Consider the following 18739-nt stretch of genomic DNA (forward strand, 5'->3'; position numbering starts at 1 on the left):
AGATTGATAATGGTTCAGATGACAACTGTAGTGTATCAAGTTTGAGTTTAGATGTAACCGATTTTACATGTTCAGAACTGGGAGACAATACAGTTAACTTAACTGTTACAGATCAGAGTGGAAACAGTGCATCAGCATCAGCTACAGTAACAGTTGAAGACGTAATAGATCCAATAATTAATTGCCCAAGTGGAACAGTAATAGAAAATGTTGGAGATTTTATACTTCCTGATTACATATCTGATAATACCGTTGTCGTTTCAGATAATTGTGATTTTAGCGTTGTACAAACTCCAGTTCCAGGAACCATCTTACCTGATGGTGATTATATAATAAGCTTTGTTGTAACAGATGATTTTGGTAATACAGCCGAATGCTCTTTTGATCTTAAAGTAGAAGATACAACACTAAGTACAGCAGGTTATAAGTTGTTAGATCGTGATATTAGTCTATTCCCTAATCCAGTTGTGAACATACTAACAATAAAAAACTCAAGTAGTTTGGAGTTGGTTGATGTAGAAATTATTGATGTAACTGGTAAAACGGTTAATAGAGTAAACTTGAAGAAGAGCACTCAAAATGTAAAGGTGTCTTTAGATGGGTTTGCAAGTGGAATGTACTTTGTAAAGGTTAATGCTCTTAATAATAGTTCTATAACTAAAAGAGTTATTAAACAATAGTTAGTTTATTTAGCTAAGAGAAAAGCTATCGATGTGAGTTGGTAGCTTTTTTTATGCTCACAATTTTCATTTGTAGCGATGATTAAACGATAAGCTTTTAGAATGCTATTAATTTGTAGGGAATTATATTAAAAGTTAAATTGTTTATCGTTTCAATGAAGAGGGTTTTTGATAAAAAAACCCTCTTCTATTTTTTGTTTCTTCTTATAAATAGAACAATAATAATTAGTAGTACAATGCTAATTAACCAATAGGAAATATTGAATGATGAGGTTTTCAAATCAATAGGAGACGTGTCGCCTATTAGCACCAAACCAGCCCAATAGTCTGGATGTAAAGTTCTTCCCTTAGCACCCTTTATGTATTCTAATTTTGCATGTTTAAGAGCTAGATCTTTAGTCATTCCTTTTGAAATGTTATCGTAAAAGAAATGAAGGATTTCTGTGCTGGATTTTTCATCTATTTCCCAAAGACTAGTTAGCATACTTTCGCTTCCTGCATAATTAAAAGCGTGAGCCAAAGAGATCATTCCTTCACCTGCTTGATAGCTAGGTTTTCCGGTTTCACAAGCAGTTAAAATTGCTAAATTAGACGATAAATTTTGATTGTAGATTTCAAAGGTATATAATGAATTATCATCTGTAGCTATAGAATCGTTGACATTTTTAGCAAAGATCAAGCGCGATAATTCTGGAGATACGTTATTCGATTCGGCATGTGTACCTATATGAATAATCTTATGTTCGTTTGCTCTACTAGTAAAGATTTGTTTTGAAGCATTTTCATTTATAAATGAGATGCCATCAAATATTTTTGAATATTCTTTTGCTAAGTTAGTTGCAAATGGCTGAGGTAAAAGAGTAAGATAACTTTTGTCTAAAAAAACAGAATCAGTAATAACTGTCTTGTAGTTGCTTTTCATTTCATCTGTGAATTCTGGTGAAAAGGCTACAAAGTTTTTTTCAAAAAATTTAGGCTTTTTGTTTTTATTAATAAGTAACAGACTGTAATTGTATGAGATGCAATAACGACTCAATAAACTTACCTGATGAAGATCCTCATAAGAATTGATATTTTTAGTGCTAAGTACTTCAAAACTTAAGTTAAACAGATTTCCATCTGGTACTATGATAATGTTCTTATTTGAAATTGATTGTTCTAAAGGCTGCCATAAAAATGCATATAGATCGTAGTAAGCATTTACATTCTGCACAAATATTTCATTTTCGTTATTGAAATTGTCTAAGGTTTTATTCAATTTTTTAGTATTCAATTCAAACAGATTAACAGTGTCTTTTTCAATAAGAATGGCATATAATTCATCATATATATAAACATACCTAATAACCGATTGACCATTCTTTATACTATTATTGAACTCAAAAGATTTAGTAATTGAAGCATATTTCAGATCATAATACTTTGGATAATCTCTTTTTAGAGTAAGTAGAAAATCTTGCCAATTTTTGTTGACTTCAATAAATCTATCGATACTGTTTTTTTCATCAAGGGCTTGATTGATTTCAGCTAAAAGCACAGTCTCTTTTTTTAATATAACATCTGGGATTTCATTTGAAGAAAAACTTCCTTTTACATTAAGCTGCTGCCTTATTTTATTATAAAGTTTAGATTCGTGAAGACTTAAAATGGCTTCAATATATTCTTTTTTAGATGTGGACTTATATAACCAAAATGCAATTTGTTTTGAGAATTCAAATACATCATCATTGTCATCAAGAATTATTGAGAGATTTTGGTCTTCTGTAATTAATGTTTTTTGACGCTCAAGAATCGAAATAGCCTGCATGAGGTTTTCATATTGCGCCATAAGTATTTCTGGATTACCTTTACCTTGTTGTTCTATAATAATTTTTGATTTAAGTAGTAGTGCCATTGGTTTTTTAAGACTAGAACTAAATCCATCAAATTGATCGTTAAACCTGCTATCTGAAGCATCAAATATGACCAAAGCTTGATTAATATGTTTTAGTGCTTTATCATAATCTTTCGATTTAAAATAGAGGCTTGCAAGGTTAATAAGCTGAGAGCTTTCTACAGTGGTGGTTTCACCTTGATTTTGAATAACATAATCATAGGCTTTTTGTGCCATTTCTATAGCATTCTTATCGTATCCATTTTCTGAATAAAATTTCGAATAGGTTTGCATGGCTTCTAAATAGAAGTTGTCATAGCTTCCATCAAAGATAGACTCATAAAGTTTCTTACTTAGCTCATAATAATTCTTAGCTTGATCTACATTACCATAGTAATCATTGATGATTCCTTTGTAATAATATGCATCTGCAAGGCCCAGTTTGTTGTTTTGTTCTTTTTGTGTATAGATTTCAAGTCCTTTGCTAAAGAATGTATCAGCAAGCTCAAAATCTTTTAATCTTAAATAAATGTTACCTAGATTCAATACCGAATATCCAATTTCAGAATAGTTTTCAGGCATATGTTCTAATAGTTGATTATAGACATATTCGTTTAGGTCACGTGCTTTGGTATAGTTGCCTTGAGCTATAAAGTTGTCTGCATAATTCTCAATAGTTAAGAAGAGGAATAATCGTGCTTCTTCTTTGAAGAAATCTTTTCCATCTGCATCAGAATTTATAAAATTATTATAATTATTAATGGCTTTTTCGTTGTATGCAGAAGCTTCAAGAATATTACCTAGTTGAGCGTAAACAGAGCCAATATTTGATTGTGATTTTGCTTTGTGATAAAACCTATTCATCGCTGTGGGTTCTAGTTCATTGATTATTTTTTCTCCTTTCTTAAAATAATACAATGCGCTGTCTATTTTAAAAACATCCCACATTCTGGCACCTAATGAGTTGTATGCATCTAAAACTTTTGACTTGTCAGATTTAGAATAAGATAAGTAATAGTCTAATGATTTTTTACTGTGCCAAATGGCTTGTTTAATATTGCCTTGACGTCTATTATCTATACTAAGGTTATGATGAATTAATCCGAAAAGGTCTCCTGTGGCATCTGGTATTTTTTGCGTAACATCAAGGGCTAATAAATTTTGAGCTGCTGCATTTTCATAATCTCTTATGAAAGCATAAAACCTAGCTAACACTAAATGTTTTTGTCTTGAAACTGATAGTGAATCGGTAGCCGCTGTTATAGAATTAGCAAAGTCATTTACCTTTTTAATAGCGGCCGATTTATCTTCTACATTTAAGGTGATTTTTCCTAAATAATAGATGCGCTTGGTTAGCTCTAAATAAGATTTATTTTGTTGTAATTGAGATATGTTTTCTGAGAGTAATGTCTCTGCCTCTTTATATTCTTTGAGAGAAATAAGAGAATCTAAGCGCTTAGCATCACTCCAGTTTTTCTCTTGAGACTGTAGTGTACTGCTTAGAGTTGTAACAATAAAAAACAACAGGATATACACTTTATTATTACAAAGAAATTTCATGTGTAAAAAATTGTAAGTGATTATTTGTTCAAAACAGATAATAGGGCTTTACTATTTTCATTGTCAGAAAGCGCAAAATTCAATTTAGCTTTTTCTATATCGCCTTCCTTTAAATTGGCTAAACCTAAATAATAATTGGCATCATTTTTAAAGTAACTTTCGGGTTCTGAACTCACTTTTTCAAGATATGAAATAGCAAGATGCTCATTATTGTTTGCTAAATGAGCTACACCTATGAAATAATTTATAGTATCATTTTTTGCAGGCAATGCATTCCATTTTTGAATAGCTTTGGTATAATCACCTTGCTTATAGTTTACCATAGCATCATAAAACTCAAAGTTAGTAGAGCTACTCATTGTGGTTGGTAAACCAGGATCTGGAACGAAATATTTAGTATAGAGTTTCTCATTCGTGTCTTGATTGAAAAACCAAAAACTGCCAGCCACTATAATAATCATTGCAGCAGCAACAAACCTTCTTAATTGTAAATATCTAATTTTTGGTGATTTAGTATAAGGTGTTTTTCGAGTAGGAATGTCATCATGAAACTTATCTAGCTGTTCTTTTAGAGATTGTGTTTCAATTCCTAATAGTAGTGTTTTGGCATCTTCAAACTGAATCTTAAAATCAGCGTCACTACTTAACCTTGCTTCGAAGGCATATTGCTCTTCAGCAGCCATCGTGTTATTAATATAACGCTCAATGGCTTCTAATTGTTCTTGTGATATGTTATTGCTATTAGTTTCCAATTTTTTAAGGCTTTGAGGAAAAAACGATGCTTCGAAGTTTTTCCATACATCTGTATTTTTTATTTCTCACTGAAGCTTCTTCTAAATCTAATTCTGAAGCAATCACTCGTAAAGGTTTTTTACTATAGTAAAAATCGGTTAGTAATTGTTTACAGGGTTGTCCTAGATTTTTAAAAGCTTTAAGGATGGTTTTAAGTTGTTCTTCTTTTACATCATTTAATTCATCATCATTTTGTTTTAAGAAGATTAATTTATCATTTGTTAAGGGGTTTGTTTTTTTAAAAGCGTTTGACCTTAAAACATCCATCCATTTATTTTTCGCAATTTGATATAAATAACCTTCTAAGGCTGTATTGTTTTTTGGCTGAAAAGTTTTGGTTTTTAGATTTTTCCATACAGCAATAAAACTTTCTTGATAAAGGTCTTTTGCATGATCTACAGAACCACTGTTCTTTAAAACTAAAGCTTCAATTTTAGAATAATTACTCATATAGAACTCTTTTAAAGCAATAGGATCATTGGCTTTAATAGCATCTACAAGTTGTAATTGACGTTCTTTTTCGTAGGTTTCCCTCATGTTAATAGCTAATCATGAGTTAAGATACAATTATTTCAATTTTCAACAAATACTAAACTATTAAATCAATTTTTTCACGACTATCTACACCACATGCAATAGATATCTATACCGTCTTACTACTATTAAACAAAATTATCTTAAACCATTAGTTGATTACGTTACGCAATTAGTATGCTTTTTAAGTAAATCAATTTAACTTTTTATAATTAAATGGTTTGTTTCTGAGACATCGAAAATTTTAAAGATTGTCATCAATATATTTCTAAGATGCTTTGTTTAATCGTAGTATTCTTTAGGATAGTTCTTCAGAAGAAGTTGCGTATTTTTGTTTTAGTTGGGAGATCATTTCTTTAGTCATGGATTGAAGATCGTATGTATGACGCCATTTCCAATCAGTTCTTGCAGATGAATCATTTATAGACCTAGGCCAACTATTGGCAATCTCTTGTCTGAAATCTGGAGCATAACTGATAGCAAATTCTGTAATATGAGCTTTTATTGCTTCAGCAATTTGCCGCGGTGTAAAGCTAATAGCAGCCAAATTGTAAGACGATCGTATGGTGATCGTATCTGAAGGTGCTTGCATGATATTAATTGTAGCGTTAATAGCATCATCCATAAACATCATTGGAAGTTTAGTGTTTTCAGATAAAAAACATTGGTATTGTTTCTCTAAAATAGCTTTATGATATATTTCAACAGCGTAATCTGTAGTACCTCCTCCTGGTAAGGTTTTCCAGCTAATAATTCCAGGATATCGAATACTTCGCACATCTACATTGTATTTTTTATAATAATATTCGCACCACCTTTCACCTACTTGCTTTGTAATACCATATACAGTTGTAGGTTCCATTACAGTATGCTGTGGTGTATTGTCTCTTGGAGTTGTTGGACCGAACACAGCAATACTTGATGGCCAAAATATTTTTTTTATTAACGTTTCTTTAGCTAAATTTAAAATATGAAAAAGTGAATTCATATTCAAATCCCAAGCTTTCATCGGATATTTTTCTCCAGTAGCACTTAACATTGCAGCCATTAGATACACAGTATCTATCTTATGCTTTTCTACACATGTTTTTACTGATGAATAATCTTGAGCATCAACTATTTCAAAAATACCTGAATTGACAATGTCTAAATTTGAATGACTAATATCACTAGCGATGACATTTTCGGCACCATGTATTTCACGAAGTTTGAAAGTTAATTCTGAACCAATTTGACCACAAGCACCTATGATTAATACTTTAGACATAATTTATTAGCTAATTTTTGTTTACCAAAAGTAATAAGAATAAAGAGGAGATAAAATTTTATATGATAAAATTAAGAACTCTTTAATTTTTGTTAATTGCTCAAATGTCAGCTGCTAAATACATTCGCTTTGAGTATATTTACAACAATATTTAAGAAGTGTTCTATGCGTAATTACCTGCTAATCTATTGTTTGCTTTTTTTTATATCCTTTAATTGTGAAGATGAATCAAAGGTTTTGAATAACAAGGATGCTGTAGTAGAAGTGAAGTCAAAAAGTATTACTCAAAAAGAAATACAAAACATAGAGTATCAAGATTTTGGCCTGAGTAAAGACTCAAAAGAAGCGCTTAATAATTGGCAAAAATATCAAGAGTTATCCAATCAAATAGACTATTTGAAAACAGCAGATCTTTCATTTTTTAAAAGTGAAAAAACCGAGTTACAAACATTCTTAAATGATTTCAAAACTGAAATACCAAGAACAATTGCTACCAATGAAATATCAGCTAGAATACTCGTTTTGGAGACAAAAGTATTAAAGCTTAATAGTTTACTTACATTAGATAACATCAAAAAATCAGATCAACTAAAGGGTATTAATGAAGTGCTGATAGCCATGTCTAATCTTAACCTTCAAATTAATAAAAAATTTGAGTTTGATGCCAATAACATCTCAAAATCTACTATAGATCAGTAGCTTATATTAAAGTGATAATTCTTAATGTTTTGTTAATCTGTAACAAATAGAGATCTAAAGCTTCTAATTAATAACTAATTTTAAATCAAATTAAACCTTAAGTACATTATGAAAACCAATATCAAACGCATTTTGGTGGTTTCTATATTTGGATTATTTACTCTTATTGGATGTAAAGATGAGCCAAAAGAAGAAACTGCAATGATTGAAAAAACACCTGGAATTAATCTAGATTACATGGATAAGAACGTGGCTCCAGGCGATGATTTTTTTAGACATGTTAATGGTTCATGGCTAGATAATAATGAAATTCCAAGTGATAGAACTCGTTGGGGAAGCTTTGACGAGTTAGGGAAGAAAACCAATGAAGATGCACTAGCCATCTTAAAATCTGCTATGTCTGACAATAAAGATTTGAATACCATTGAAATACTTCCTGGTTCAGATCAAGAAAAAGCAGTAGAATTATTTAAAACGATAATGGATACTATCTCTAGAGATAAGTTGGGTGTAGATCCATTGAGACCATCTCTTGCAAAAATAGATGCCATAAAGAATATTGATGATTTACAAAATTACTTAACAGAGGCAACACCTTACGGTGGAAGAAGCTTCTTTGCTGTAGGTGTTGGCTCACACCCTAAAAACAGTGATATAAATGCTGGATATTTAGTTAATGGTCAACTGGGATTAAGTAGAGATTATTATGTTGATCAAGATGAGAATACTAAAGAAAAACGAGAAAAGTATAGAGCTCATATTGCAAAAATGCTAAAATACATAGACTATTCTGAAGCCGACGCCGAAAGAACTGCAGATGAAATTTTAGCATTCGAGACAAGAATGGCTAAGCCTAGAATGACTAAAGAAGACTCAAGAGATGCTCGTAAACGCTATAATCCAAAATCAATAGCAGATTTAAATGAAATGACGCCTGTTATTAATTGGGAAAATTACATTAAAGGATTAGGCGTTAAATCTATAGATACAATTATTGTAAGTGATCCAGGTTATTTCAAAGCCCTAAACACCATATTAGAAGAGAACAATGTTGAAGCATGGAAAAATTACCTTAAGTGGAGCTTGTTAGATCGTACAGCTGGTCAATTAAGTACAGAAATAGATAAGGTAAATTGGGAATTTTACGGCAAAGAATTAGTGGGTTCAAAAAAGCAAAGAGATAGAGAAGAACGTGCTTTAAGTACCATTAACGGAACTATTGGCGAAGCTTTGGGAAAACTTTATGTCGACGAAAAATTTCCACCTGAAGCAAAAGAAAAAGCTAAGCAAATGATTGACAATATCATGTTGGCTTTCGAAAATAGAATAAAAGAGTTAGACTGGATGACACCAGAAACTAAAGATAAGGCTATTGAGAAACTCAAAAAGATGAATGTTAAAATTGCTTATCCAGATCAGTGGAGAGATTATTCAGCACTTGAGATCAATGGTGTCGAAGATGGAGGTTCATATTATTCAAATATGAGAAATGTATCAAAATGGAATTTTGATGATGGCCTAAATAAATTAGGAAAAGAAGTAGACAAGAGTGAGTGGCTTATGGCACCTCAAGTTGTTAATGCTTATTTTATGCCACCATATAACGAAATTGTATTTCCTGCAGCAATCCTACAACCGCCTTTCTATAACCATGAAGCTGATGATGCTGTTAATTATGGTGGTATAGGCGCAGTGATAGGTCACGAGATATCTCATTGTTTTGACGATTCTGGATCTAGATATGATGCTGACGGAAACTTAAACAACTGGTGGACAGATGAAGATTTGACTAAGTTTCAAGCTTTAGGGAAAAAACTTTCTGACCAATATAGTGCTGTTGAAGCTTTGCCCGAGACTAAGCTAAATGGTGATTTCACTTTAGGAGAAAACATAGGAGATTTAGGAGGAATAAATGCCGCATATGATGGACTTCAATTACATTTTGAAAAAAATGGAAGACCAGAAAATATTGATGGATATACACCTGAACAACGTTTATTCATGTCATGGGCTACAATTTGGAGAATCAAATACACCGAAGATGCTCTAAGAAACCAAATAAAAACCAATACACATTCACCTGGAATGTATCGTGCAGTTATGCCACTACAAAATGTTGATGCTTTTTACGAAGCGTTTAATATTAATGAAGGGGATAATATGTGGTTAGCTCCAGAAGAGCGTGTTAAAATTTGGTAGTATCAATACTACAATAAAAAAAGCTGTTCTTGATAAAGAACAGCTTTTTTTATTCTAAAAATCTTCTTCCTCGTAATCGGGATACAAGAAATGATTGTAAGGAAAACGCGTAACATGAATTTCTCTAACCTCATCATAAACACGTTTTTTAAATGTATCTATATTTTTCTTGTTCAGTGCAGAAATAAATAATGCATTGTTACCAACACGATGCATCCAAGTATTTTTCCATTCATCTAAGCTGTAATGTGCCGAGGTTTTTTCAGTAACCAGATCATCCTCATCTAAGGGCTCCGCTTTATAGACGTCAATTTTATTGAAAACCATAATAGTGGGTTTGTCTGAACTATCAATTTCACCTAAAATTTTGTTAACAGAATCAATATGCTCTTCAAAATTTGGATGAGAAATATCCACCACATGTAGTAGTAGATCGGCTTCTCTGACTTCATCAAGAGTACTTTTGAAAGATTCTACTAATTGTGTAGGAAGTTTACGAATAAAACCAACAGTGTCTGTTAGTAAAAAAGGTAAATTTTGAATAACCACTTTTCGTACTGTGGTATCTAATGTCGCAAATAATTTGTCTTCAGCAAAAACATCGCTTTTACTAATCACATTCATTAATGTAGATTTTCCAACATTAGTATAGCCAACTAAAGCTACACGAACCATTTTACCACGATTGCCTCGCTGAACAGCCATTTGCTTGTCAATAGCTTTAATTTTAGATTTAAGCAATGCTATTTTATCACGTACAATACGCCTGTCAGTTTCTATTTCAGTTTCACCAGGACCACGCATGCCAATACCTCCTTTTTGCCGTTCTAAGTGAGTCCACATTCCTTTAAGTCTAGGTAGCAAATATTCACATTGTGCTAATTCTACTTGAGTTCTAGCATAACTGGTTTGTGCACGTTGTGCAAAAATATCAAGTATTAAATTCGTGCGATCTAAAACTTTACAATCTAAGATTTTGCTAATATTACGTTCTTGAGCTGCAGAGAGTTCATCATCAAAAATAGCAGTACCTACATCATGTTCTTTAATAAATTGTTGAACCTCTTCCATTTTACCCGAACCTATAAAGGTTTTAGGGTTTGGCATATCCATTTTTTGAGTAAAACGTTTTAAGACGTCTCCTCCAGCAGTATAAGTCAAAAACGCTAACTCATCTAAATATTCTTTAGAGCGTTCTTCATTTTGTTCTTTGGTTATTACACCAATAAGAACTGCTTTTTCAAGTGCACTATCTTTTTTTTCTATCATAAATTAAAATATCTACAAAGTTACATAATTGAACTTATGTCGATTGTATTTTAAAACTTAAATTTGTGAGGTGGAAAAACAAGAGAAAAAAGAAGATCTTTATACAGTAGCTTTTTATAATCTCGAAAATCTTTTTGATGTTTCAGATAATAAGAGAACACATGATAATGATTTTTTACCGTATTCTGAAAAACGTTGGACCAAAAAACGTTACGAAAGAAAATGTTACAAATTAAGTGAAGTTATTTCAAAAATTGGGCGTAATAAAACCAAAAAACCACCTACGCTCATCGGTGTTGCTGAAGCTGAAAACAAAAGAGTTTTAAAAGACTTAATTGCTACAAAATATTTAAGCACATATAACTATGGCATAGTGCATTATGATTCTAAAGATGAAAGAGGTATTGATGTTGGTTTTTTATATGATAAAGATGAATTCAAATTAGAAACATCAGAGACATTTTCGGTATATATTGAAAAGGAACCAGGTATTCAGGACTATACCAGAGATATTTTATTAATATCTGGACTACTTGATAATGAGCGCGTACATTGTATTGTTAATCATTGGCCATCACGTCGTGAAGGTGTAGAAATCTCTTCTGTTAAACGAATAGCAGCAGCAAAAAAAGTAATCTCTATTATAGAAGACTTAAAAAAAACTGAGTCTCAACCAAAAATAATTGTATTAGGAGATTTTAATGATAATCCTAATAATAAGAGTGTTAAATATCTTTCACAAAGCACATCACTTTTTAATCCAATGGAAACATTATTCTCTTATTCTAGGGGAAGTCAAAATCATAATTTCAGGTGGAATTTATTTGATCAAATTTTATTTACAACTAATTTTTTTGAAACTCGACCTAAAAGACTAAAATTCGAAAGCGCTAATATTTTTGATGAAAAGTTTTTAACACAATACAAAGGGAAATTTAAAGGTCAGCCTTTTAGAACATTTGTTGGTAGAAAATATAAAGGAGGTTTTAGTGATCATTTTCCTGTTTATATGTTATTAAGTAAGTCAAAATAATAGGCAAAATCTTTTTGTCGATAAAAACTGCATTTTATCTATTATAACATTGTTAAGGCTTTGTTAACTGGCATTTTTTTTATCTTCGGATACTTGAATTGCCCCTATTCATATATTATTGAACAACCTTGATGACTTAGGCTTGGTTTTAGATTAAGCCTAAAGTGTTTAACATCAATAAATTATATATCAATTAATAGTATATCACAAATGAAAAAGATTACGTTATCACTAGCATTGCTTTTTGTATTTTCAATTTGGCATGCCAATGCACAGATTACATCCTATCCTTATTTTGAAGACTTTGAATCAGGAGATGGAGGATGGATAGTCGATAATCCAGCAAATGGGTCTTGGGAACTTGGAGTTCCAGCAAATACCATTATCAATAGTGCAGACTCTGGCACTAACGCTTGGGTTACAAACCTAACAGGAAATTACAATACTAATGAATCTGCAGCTGTAGTAAGTCCTGTTTTTGATTTTACAGGTATAAGCGCACCGTCTATTGAATTTAGCATATGGTGGAATGCAGAGTTTAGTTGGGACGGAATGGTGCTTCAATCGTCGATAGATGGTGGAGGTTCTTGGCAAAATGTAGGTGACTTAGGAGACCCTAATAATTGGTTCAATGATGGGTCAATTGGAGGTGATCCAGGAGGACAAGAAATAGGATGGACTGGTAGAGAAGCCGTAACAAATAATGGCTCTAATGGATGGGTAGTTGCTCGCCATGCTTTGGAAGGTCTTGGTGGAGAATCTAACGTTATATTGAGATTCGCTTTTGGTTCAGATGGTAGTGTTCAAGATGAAGGTATTGGATTTGATTCAGTAAATATTTTTGATGTGTCTTGTCCAGAACCATTTGATGTAATTGTTGACAATATAACAGATACCACCGCAGATATTAATTGGACCGCTTCAGGTTCTGAAACTAATTGGGAAATTGTTGTGCAAACTGCAGGGACTGGAGTCCCTACTGGATCAGGTACAGCAACAATGAATAACCCATATACAGCAATGGGCTTATCTGCTGTAACTGATTATGAAGTCTATTTAAGAGCAGACTGTGGCTCAGAATTTAGTAGTTGGGTTGGACCAATTAATTTTCAAAGTGCTTGTGGTGTTTTTGTGCCAGACTATTTGGAACAATTTGATACAATTATTCCTAACTGTTGGGATGAAGCAGATGATGGAGATGCAACAACTGGACCTTTGAATCTTGGAGGAGGTCTATGGGGCAATGATGGATTTTTAAATAATGGATTTACAGGAGCTTACAAAATAAACTTATATCAAGGAGGCGTAAGAAATGATTGGATTTTATCTCCTCAATTTGATTTAACAGGAGGGCCTTTTCAAGTAGACTTTGATTTTGGGATCATGCAATTTGCAAGTTCTACTAATGCAGGAACACTTGGATCTGATGATACCGTACAATTATTAATGACAACAGATAATGGTGGTTCATGGATAACTTTAATAACCTTTGATAACACATCTGTGGTACCTGCAACAGGTACTCAAGTGGTATTCGATTTAACACCATACAGCGGTCAAACAGTTAGGTTTGGTATATTAGGATCTGAAGGAACTGTAGACGATCCTGAAGATAACGATGTATTCGTTGATAATTTTAGAGTAAGAAACATACCAACATGTCAAGAGCCTTCTGGTATTACAATTGATGGTTTCACAGATACTACTGCAAATATTAGTTGGACTCCAGGAGGAGCAGAAACGAGTTGGGAAGTTGCAGTTCAACCAGTAGGTACAGGAGTTCCTGCAGGCGCAGGAGACCCAACAACAAACAATCCATATTCAGCATCAGGTTTAACTGCGATAACAGACTATGAAGTTTGGGTAAGAGCAGACTGTGGCACAAATGGTTTAAGTAGTTGGATTGGGCCTGTAAACTTTACTACTGCTTGTAGTGTGTTTGTGCCTGAATATCTTGAAACTTTTGGAACCATTATACCTGATTGTTGGGATGAAGCAGATGATGGAGATGCAACAACTGGACCTTTAAATCTTGGAGGAGGTCTATGGGGCAATGATGGATTTTTAAATGATGGTTTTACTGGAGCCTACAAGATAAACTTATATCAAGGAGGGGTAAGAAGTGATTGGATTTTATCTCCATATTTTGACTTAACAGGAGGACCTTTTCAAGTAGATTTTGATTTTGGAATCATGCAATTTGCAAGTTCTACTACAGCAGGAACACTTGGATCTGATGATACCGTACAATTATTAATGACAACAGATAATGGTGGTTCATGGATAACTTTAATAACATTTGATAACACATCTGTGGTACCTGCAACAGGTACTCAAGTGGTATTTGATTTAACACCATATAGCGGTCAAACGGTTAGGTTTGGTATATTAGGATCTGAAGGAACTGTAGACGATCCTGAAGATAACGATGTATTCGTTGATAATTTTAGAGTAAGAAACATACCAACATGCCCAGAACCTAATGGGTTATCTATTGATGGTTTCTCTGATACCACTGCTGATATTAGTTGGACTCCAGGAGGTGCAGAAACGAGTTGGGAAGTAGTTATTCAACCAGCAGGAACAGGACTTCCTACTGGTGCTGGAGACCCTACAACAAATAACCCTTATTCAGCATCAGGTTTAACAGCTAGTACAGACTATGAGGTTTGGGTAAGAGCAGATTGTGGCGCTAGTGGCTTAAGTAGTTGGGTTGGACCAGTTCCGTTCACTACATTCAGTACACCACCACCACCACCAGTTGGAGTTACATGTACGTCTGGAAGTTCTTCTTTTATTTTTACAGCAGAATTTGATGCATTTGATGGATGGACAGGAGATTTAACAAATACAAATGAGGATGGTTCTTGGGAAATTCCTGGCGATTCGGGTTCTGGAGGCACAGGACCAGATGTAGCATTTAGTGGTGCAAATTATATGAACTATGAAGCTTCTGGAGGCACGACAGATACTGCTTCTGCAGTGACTCCTGCGATAGATTTAACTCCTGCAGTAGATGGCGCTGAATTATCGTTCTATATGCATGCCTATGGCGAAGATATGGGAATTATGAATGTAGGAGTAGGTAATGATCCAACAGGACCATTCACGACTGTATTTACTTGGGATGGAGAATTCCAAACAGGAGGAGATCAACCATGGATACCAATAGGAGTCAATTTAGACACCTATCTTGGTCAAGTTATCTACATAGAATTTAGCCATACAGGTACTGGAGATTTCGAAGGAGACATGTCTATAGATTTAGTTAGAGTAGAAACATGTGGGTCTTTCTGTATTGCTCCTAGTAGCATATTTACATCTAATGTAACACAAACGACTGCTGATATTGATTGGACAGCGAATAGTGGTGAGACAGCTTGGGAATATGTTGTTGTACCTGCAGGTACAGGTGAACCAACAGGATCAGGTAACCCCGTAACATCTACATCAATAACAGAAACTGGCTTAGATGGAGGAACAGAATATGAGATATGGGTTAGAGCCGATTGTGGAGGTGGTACGTTTAGTTTGTGGTCAGGACCAATTCCTTTCTTCACTGCACCAGTAAATAATGATCCTTGCTCAGCAATTACGGCTGTGGTAAATACTGATGATACATGTGATCTTACTACATTTGGAACGATTTTACAAGCGACTCCATCTGGCGTTCCTAGTGGTTCGTGTACAGGAAATCCAGATGACGATGTTTGGTTTCAGTTTGTAGCTACAAACGAAGTTCACTTACTATCTTTAATCAATATAGCAGGAGGAACATTCAATATTGATCACGCATTATATGAAGGAACAGATTGTAATAACCTAGTTGAGTTAGATTGTTCTGACGGAGATGCTAGTGTAACTCCTCAATTAGTAATTGGGAATACATATTACATTAGAGTGTTCTCTGGAGGGAGTGATGATGAAACAAGTACTTTTGATCTCTGTATTAGAGATGCACCAACAAACATTATATGCGAAAATGCAGAAAACTTCTGCCCTGATGCTGGAGGAGGATTGTCAAACCCTAACATTATAGGAATCCCAGACAATAATGATTTAGCGTGTTTAGGGACAGCACCAAACCCAACCTGGAATATCATTCAAATTGGAGATCCTGGTTTAATCGAAATAGAAATCAATCAAGAAGATGATGCTGGAAATGGATTAGATGTTGATTTTGTGCTATGGGGACCATTCGACTCAGTTGCACAAGCATGTACTGAAATTGTATTTGAAGACTGTCCTAGTTGTCCTAATAATACAACTAATCCAGACTTTTACCCTTTTGGTAACATAGTAGATTGCAGTTATTCTGCAGCAGCTGTAGAAAATTTGACAATTGATAATGCACTTGAAGGCGAAATCTATTTATTACTTGTGACCAACTTCTCTGATGATCCAGGTACAATATCGATTAGTCAAACTAACGATACTGGTGGTGCAGGTAATGGTAATGTTACTGCAGATATTACGGTTGATTTAGGACCAGATCAAGAACTTTGTGGTTTCCCTTCTTATGAAATTATTGCAGATTCACCTTTTGCAGATCGTGCAGAATGGTATTGTGATGGGTTTATTATTGATGGTGAAACAGACCTTAGTTTAGTAGTTACAGAATCTTGTACATACACTGTAATTGTTTATGACGATCAATGTAATGCTCAAGCTCAAGACTCAGTTACCATAACTTTTGGAATAGAACCAACTGCTAACCCAGTTGCCGATATGGTAACATGTGATGATGCGTCAGGAGATGAAATTGAAGATTTTGATTTAGAGTCGCAAACAGCTACTATATTAGGAGGGCAAGATCCAGCTGAATTTAATGTAACATATCACTTAAGTTTAAGTGATGCGCAATTAGGCACAGGCGCACTTACTTCACCTCATACTAATGGTAGTAATCCAGAAACAATTTATGTTAGAGTTGAAAATGTTGGCGCAACGTTTTGTACTGCCACTACATCCACCTTTGATTTAATTATCTCTGGACCAACTCCTACAGCAACTACTGTCACTTATGAAGAATGTGATGACGACTTTGATGGCTTTACTGATTTTGATTTGGCTTCGCAAGATGCGAATGTTCTTAATGGTCAAAGTGCTACTGACTTTACTGTGACCTATTATGAAACTCAAGCAGATGCAGATGCTGGAACGGGAGCAATTGATACTTCTTTACTATACAATAGTGATACACGAACAGTCTTTGTAAGAGTAGAAAGTAATGTTGCTTTTGATTGTTTCTCAACTACTACTATGGCGTTAGTGGTAAAACCATTACCTGACACATCATTTACTACAGATTTTGATTATGAAGTATGTCCAAATGCAACAGTGCCAGTTTTAATTACGGCTACTGCAAACAACTATTCTGAATCAGAAGTTAACATTGTGTGGTATCAAGATGGTGGAATTATAGCTGGTGAGAATAGCTTAACATTGCCAGTACTTGAGGCTGGATTCTATGAAATAGAAGTTACTTTTAATGATGGGACTATGTGCTCTAGTATAGCAGGTCAAACAATCATTGAATTAGAAAGCTGTGTCATTCCTCAAGGAATATCACCTAATGGAGATGGTATGAATGATACCTTCGATTTAAGTAGTTATGACGTTAGTAAGCTTGAAATATTCAATAGGAATGGTACTTTGGTATATTCTAAAAACGATTATACTAACGAATGGCATGGACAAACAAGTGATGGCGAAGAGTTACCAGTAGGCACGTATTTCTATACTATGGAATATGAAAATGGTAAACGAAGAAGTGCTTGGATTTATATTCAGCGTTTAAACTAAAATCAACTATTCAACCAATTAATATGAGTTTATACAGTATTGATTTCTTTTAACGAAATCAATACTGTGCAAATTCAATCCAACAACTAAAAACAACTAAAAACTAACAGATGAAAAAACTTTATATTATTGTTGTATTGCTTATTGCAACACAATTGTATGGACAACAAGATCCACAATACACACAATACATGTATAACATGAATGTGATTAATCCAGCTTACGCAGGGTCTAGAGAAAACCTTTCGTTTGGATTACTGTACCGTACGCAATGGACAGGAATAGATGGTGCGCCTCAAACTGGAACATTCTTTGGGCACCTACCTGTAGGAGAAAAAGTCGGTCTTGGATTGTCAGTTATTGCTGATCAAGTGGGTCCAATTAAAGAAACAAATGCATATGCAGACTTCTCTTACACACTGCAATTAGGTGGAGCTCACCGATTAGCTTTTGGCGTTAAAGCAGGAGCTACCTTTCATGACATAGGTTTGGCTGGAATTGATCTTATTGACCCAAATGATCCTTTTTTTCAAAACATTAATACTACCACACCAAATATTGGAGCTGGCGCATTCTATTATACAGATAATTATTATTTAGCCTTTTCAGTGCCAAATATTTTAAATTCTGTGCACTTAGATGCTAATGGTAATAAATTAGGTTCAGAAGAAGCACACTATTTTTTAACAGGAGGTTATGTATTCCAATTATCACCTAACACAAAATTAAAACCTTCATTTTTAGTTAAATCTGCATTTAGTGCACCAACCTCATTTGATGTCAACCTTAATGCTCTTTTTTATGAAAAATTTGAAATAGGTGCATCATATAGGTTAGACGACTCTTTTTCAGGTTTAGTTAATTTTGCTATAACACCAACAGTTAGAATTGGATATGCTTATGATAGTGTTACGTCTGATATTAGAAGATATGCACCTGCATCACATGAATTTTTATTACTATTTGATTTAAACTTTCCTAGAAAAGTTTCACGTTCACCAAGATATTTCTAAACAGTTAAGCTAAAC

At 33.7% G+C, this 18739-nt stretch carries 11 protein-coding genes; 6 read left to right on the forward strand and 5 right to left on the reverse strand.

Translation table 11 applies throughout. The features are described from left to right. Positions 1 to 680 (forward strand): T9SS type A sorting domain-containing protein (locus tag Q0876_RS06120; protein WP_299225187.1); only part of this gene is annotated, 680 nt, incomplete at its 5' end. Positions 681 to 867: 187 nt separating this feature from the next. On the opposite strand, the gene Q0876_RS06125 is transcribed toward Q0876_RS06120, so the two are convergent. The 4 genes from Q0876_RS06125 to Q0876_RS06140 form a co-directional block, all read right to left on the reverse strand. After that, a complete protein-coding gene (locus Q0876_RS06125) occupies positions 868 to 4113 on the reverse strand; it encodes a CHAT domain-containing protein (protein WP_299225189.1) in 3246 nt (1081 codons plus the stop codon). A 20-nt stretch (positions 4114 to 4133) separates the two neighbouring features. Then, positions 4134 to 4865: a hypothetical protein gene (locus Q0876_RS06130; RefSeq protein ID WP_299225191.1), complete on the reverse strand. Its 732-nt coding sequence runs from the start codon at positions 4863 to 4865 to the stop codon at positions 4134 to 4136. Between the two features lie 4 nt (positions 4866 to 4869). Beyond that, the gene (locus tag Q0876_RS06135) at positions 4870 to 5442 is read right to left on the reverse strand and encodes a sigma-70 family RNA polymerase sigma factor (RefSeq protein WP_299225193.1); all 573 of its coding nucleotides are present in this window, start codon (positions 5440 to 5442) and stop codon (positions 4870 to 4872) included. Positions 5443 to 5737: 295 nt separating this feature from the next. Beyond that, positions 5738 to 6709, reverse strand: a complete 972-nt coding sequence (locus tag Q0876_RS06140) for an NAD-dependent epimerase/dehydratase family protein (protein WP_299225821.1) — start codon at positions 6707 to 6709, stop codon at positions 5738 to 5740. Positions 6710 to 6943: 234 nt separating this feature from the next. Between Q0876_RS06140 and Q0876_RS06145 the strand changes: the two genes are divergently transcribed. Further along, a complete protein-coding gene (locus Q0876_RS06145) occupies positions 6944 to 7405 on the forward strand; it encodes a hypothetical protein (protein WP_299225196.1) in 462 nt (153 codons plus the stop codon). A gap of 108 nt (positions 7406 to 7513) precedes the next feature. Next, complete coding sequence (locus tag Q0876_RS06150; RefSeq protein WP_299225198.1) at positions 7514 to 9604, forward strand: M13 family metallopeptidase; 2091 nt, start codon at positions 7514 to 7516, stop codon at positions 9602 to 9604. A 54-nt stretch (positions 9605 to 9658) separates the two neighbouring features. Here Q0876_RS06150 and hflX read toward each other — a convergent pair whose 3' ends face one another. Then, positions 9659 to 10873, reverse strand: coding sequence for a GTPase HflX (gene hflX / locus Q0876_RS06155; RefSeq protein WP_299225200.1), 1215 nt, complete (start codon positions 10871 to 10873; stop codon positions 9659 to 9661). A 70-nt stretch (positions 10874 to 10943) separates the two neighbouring features. Between hflX and Q0876_RS06160 the strand changes: the two genes are divergently transcribed. From Q0876_RS06160 to Q0876_RS06170, 3 genes are all read left to right on the forward strand, one after another. Next, positions 10944 to 11906, forward strand: coding sequence for an endonuclease (locus Q0876_RS06160; RefSeq protein WP_299225203.1), 963 nt, complete (start codon positions 10944 to 10946; stop codon positions 11904 to 11906). Positions 11907 to 12116: 210 nt separating this feature from the next. Then, positions 12117 to 17711, forward strand: a complete 5595-nt coding sequence (locus Q0876_RS06165; protein WP_299225205.1) for a gliding motility-associated C-terminal domain-containing protein — start codon at positions 12117 to 12119, stop codon at positions 17709 to 17711. A 110-nt stretch (positions 17712 to 17821) separates the two neighbouring features. Beyond that, positions 17822 to 18724: a type IX secretion system membrane protein PorP/SprF gene (locus tag Q0876_RS06170; protein WP_299225207.1), complete on the forward strand. Its 903-nt coding sequence runs from the start codon at positions 17822 to 17824 to the stop codon at positions 18722 to 18724. Positions 18725 to 18739: the final 15 nt, after the last annotated feature.

This window comes from uncultured Psychroserpens sp. (assembly GCF_947503375.1).
Classification (GTDB): domain Bacteria; phylum Bacteroidota; class Bacteroidia; order Flavobacteriales; family Flavobacteriaceae; genus Psychroserpens.

Bases quoted from the DNA above. Each gene is read 5' to 3' on its own strand.
- hflX (WP_299225200.1), bottom strand. From the start codon at position 10,873: ATGATAGAAAAAAAAGATAGTGCACTTGAAAAAGCAGTTCTTATTGGT.
- Q0876_RS06150 (WP_299225198.1), top strand. From the start codon at position 7,514: ATGAAAACCAATATCAAACGCATTTTGGTGGTTTCTATATTTGGATTA.
- Q0876_RS06125 (WP_299225189.1), bottom strand. From the start codon at position 4,113: ATGAAATTTCTTTGTAATAATAAAGTGTATATCCTGTTGTTTTTTATT.
- Q0876_RS06170 (WP_299225207.1), top strand. From the start codon at position 17,822: ATGAAAAAACTTTATATTATTGTTGTATTGCTTATTGCAACACAATTG.
- Q0876_RS06165 (WP_299225205.1), top strand. From the start codon at position 12,117: ATGAAAAAGATTACGTTATCACTAGCATTGCTTTTTGTATTTTCAATT.
- Q0876_RS06135 (WP_299225193.1), bottom strand. From the start codon at position 5,442: ATGAGGGAAACCTACGAAAAAGAACGTCAATTACAACTTGTAGATGCT.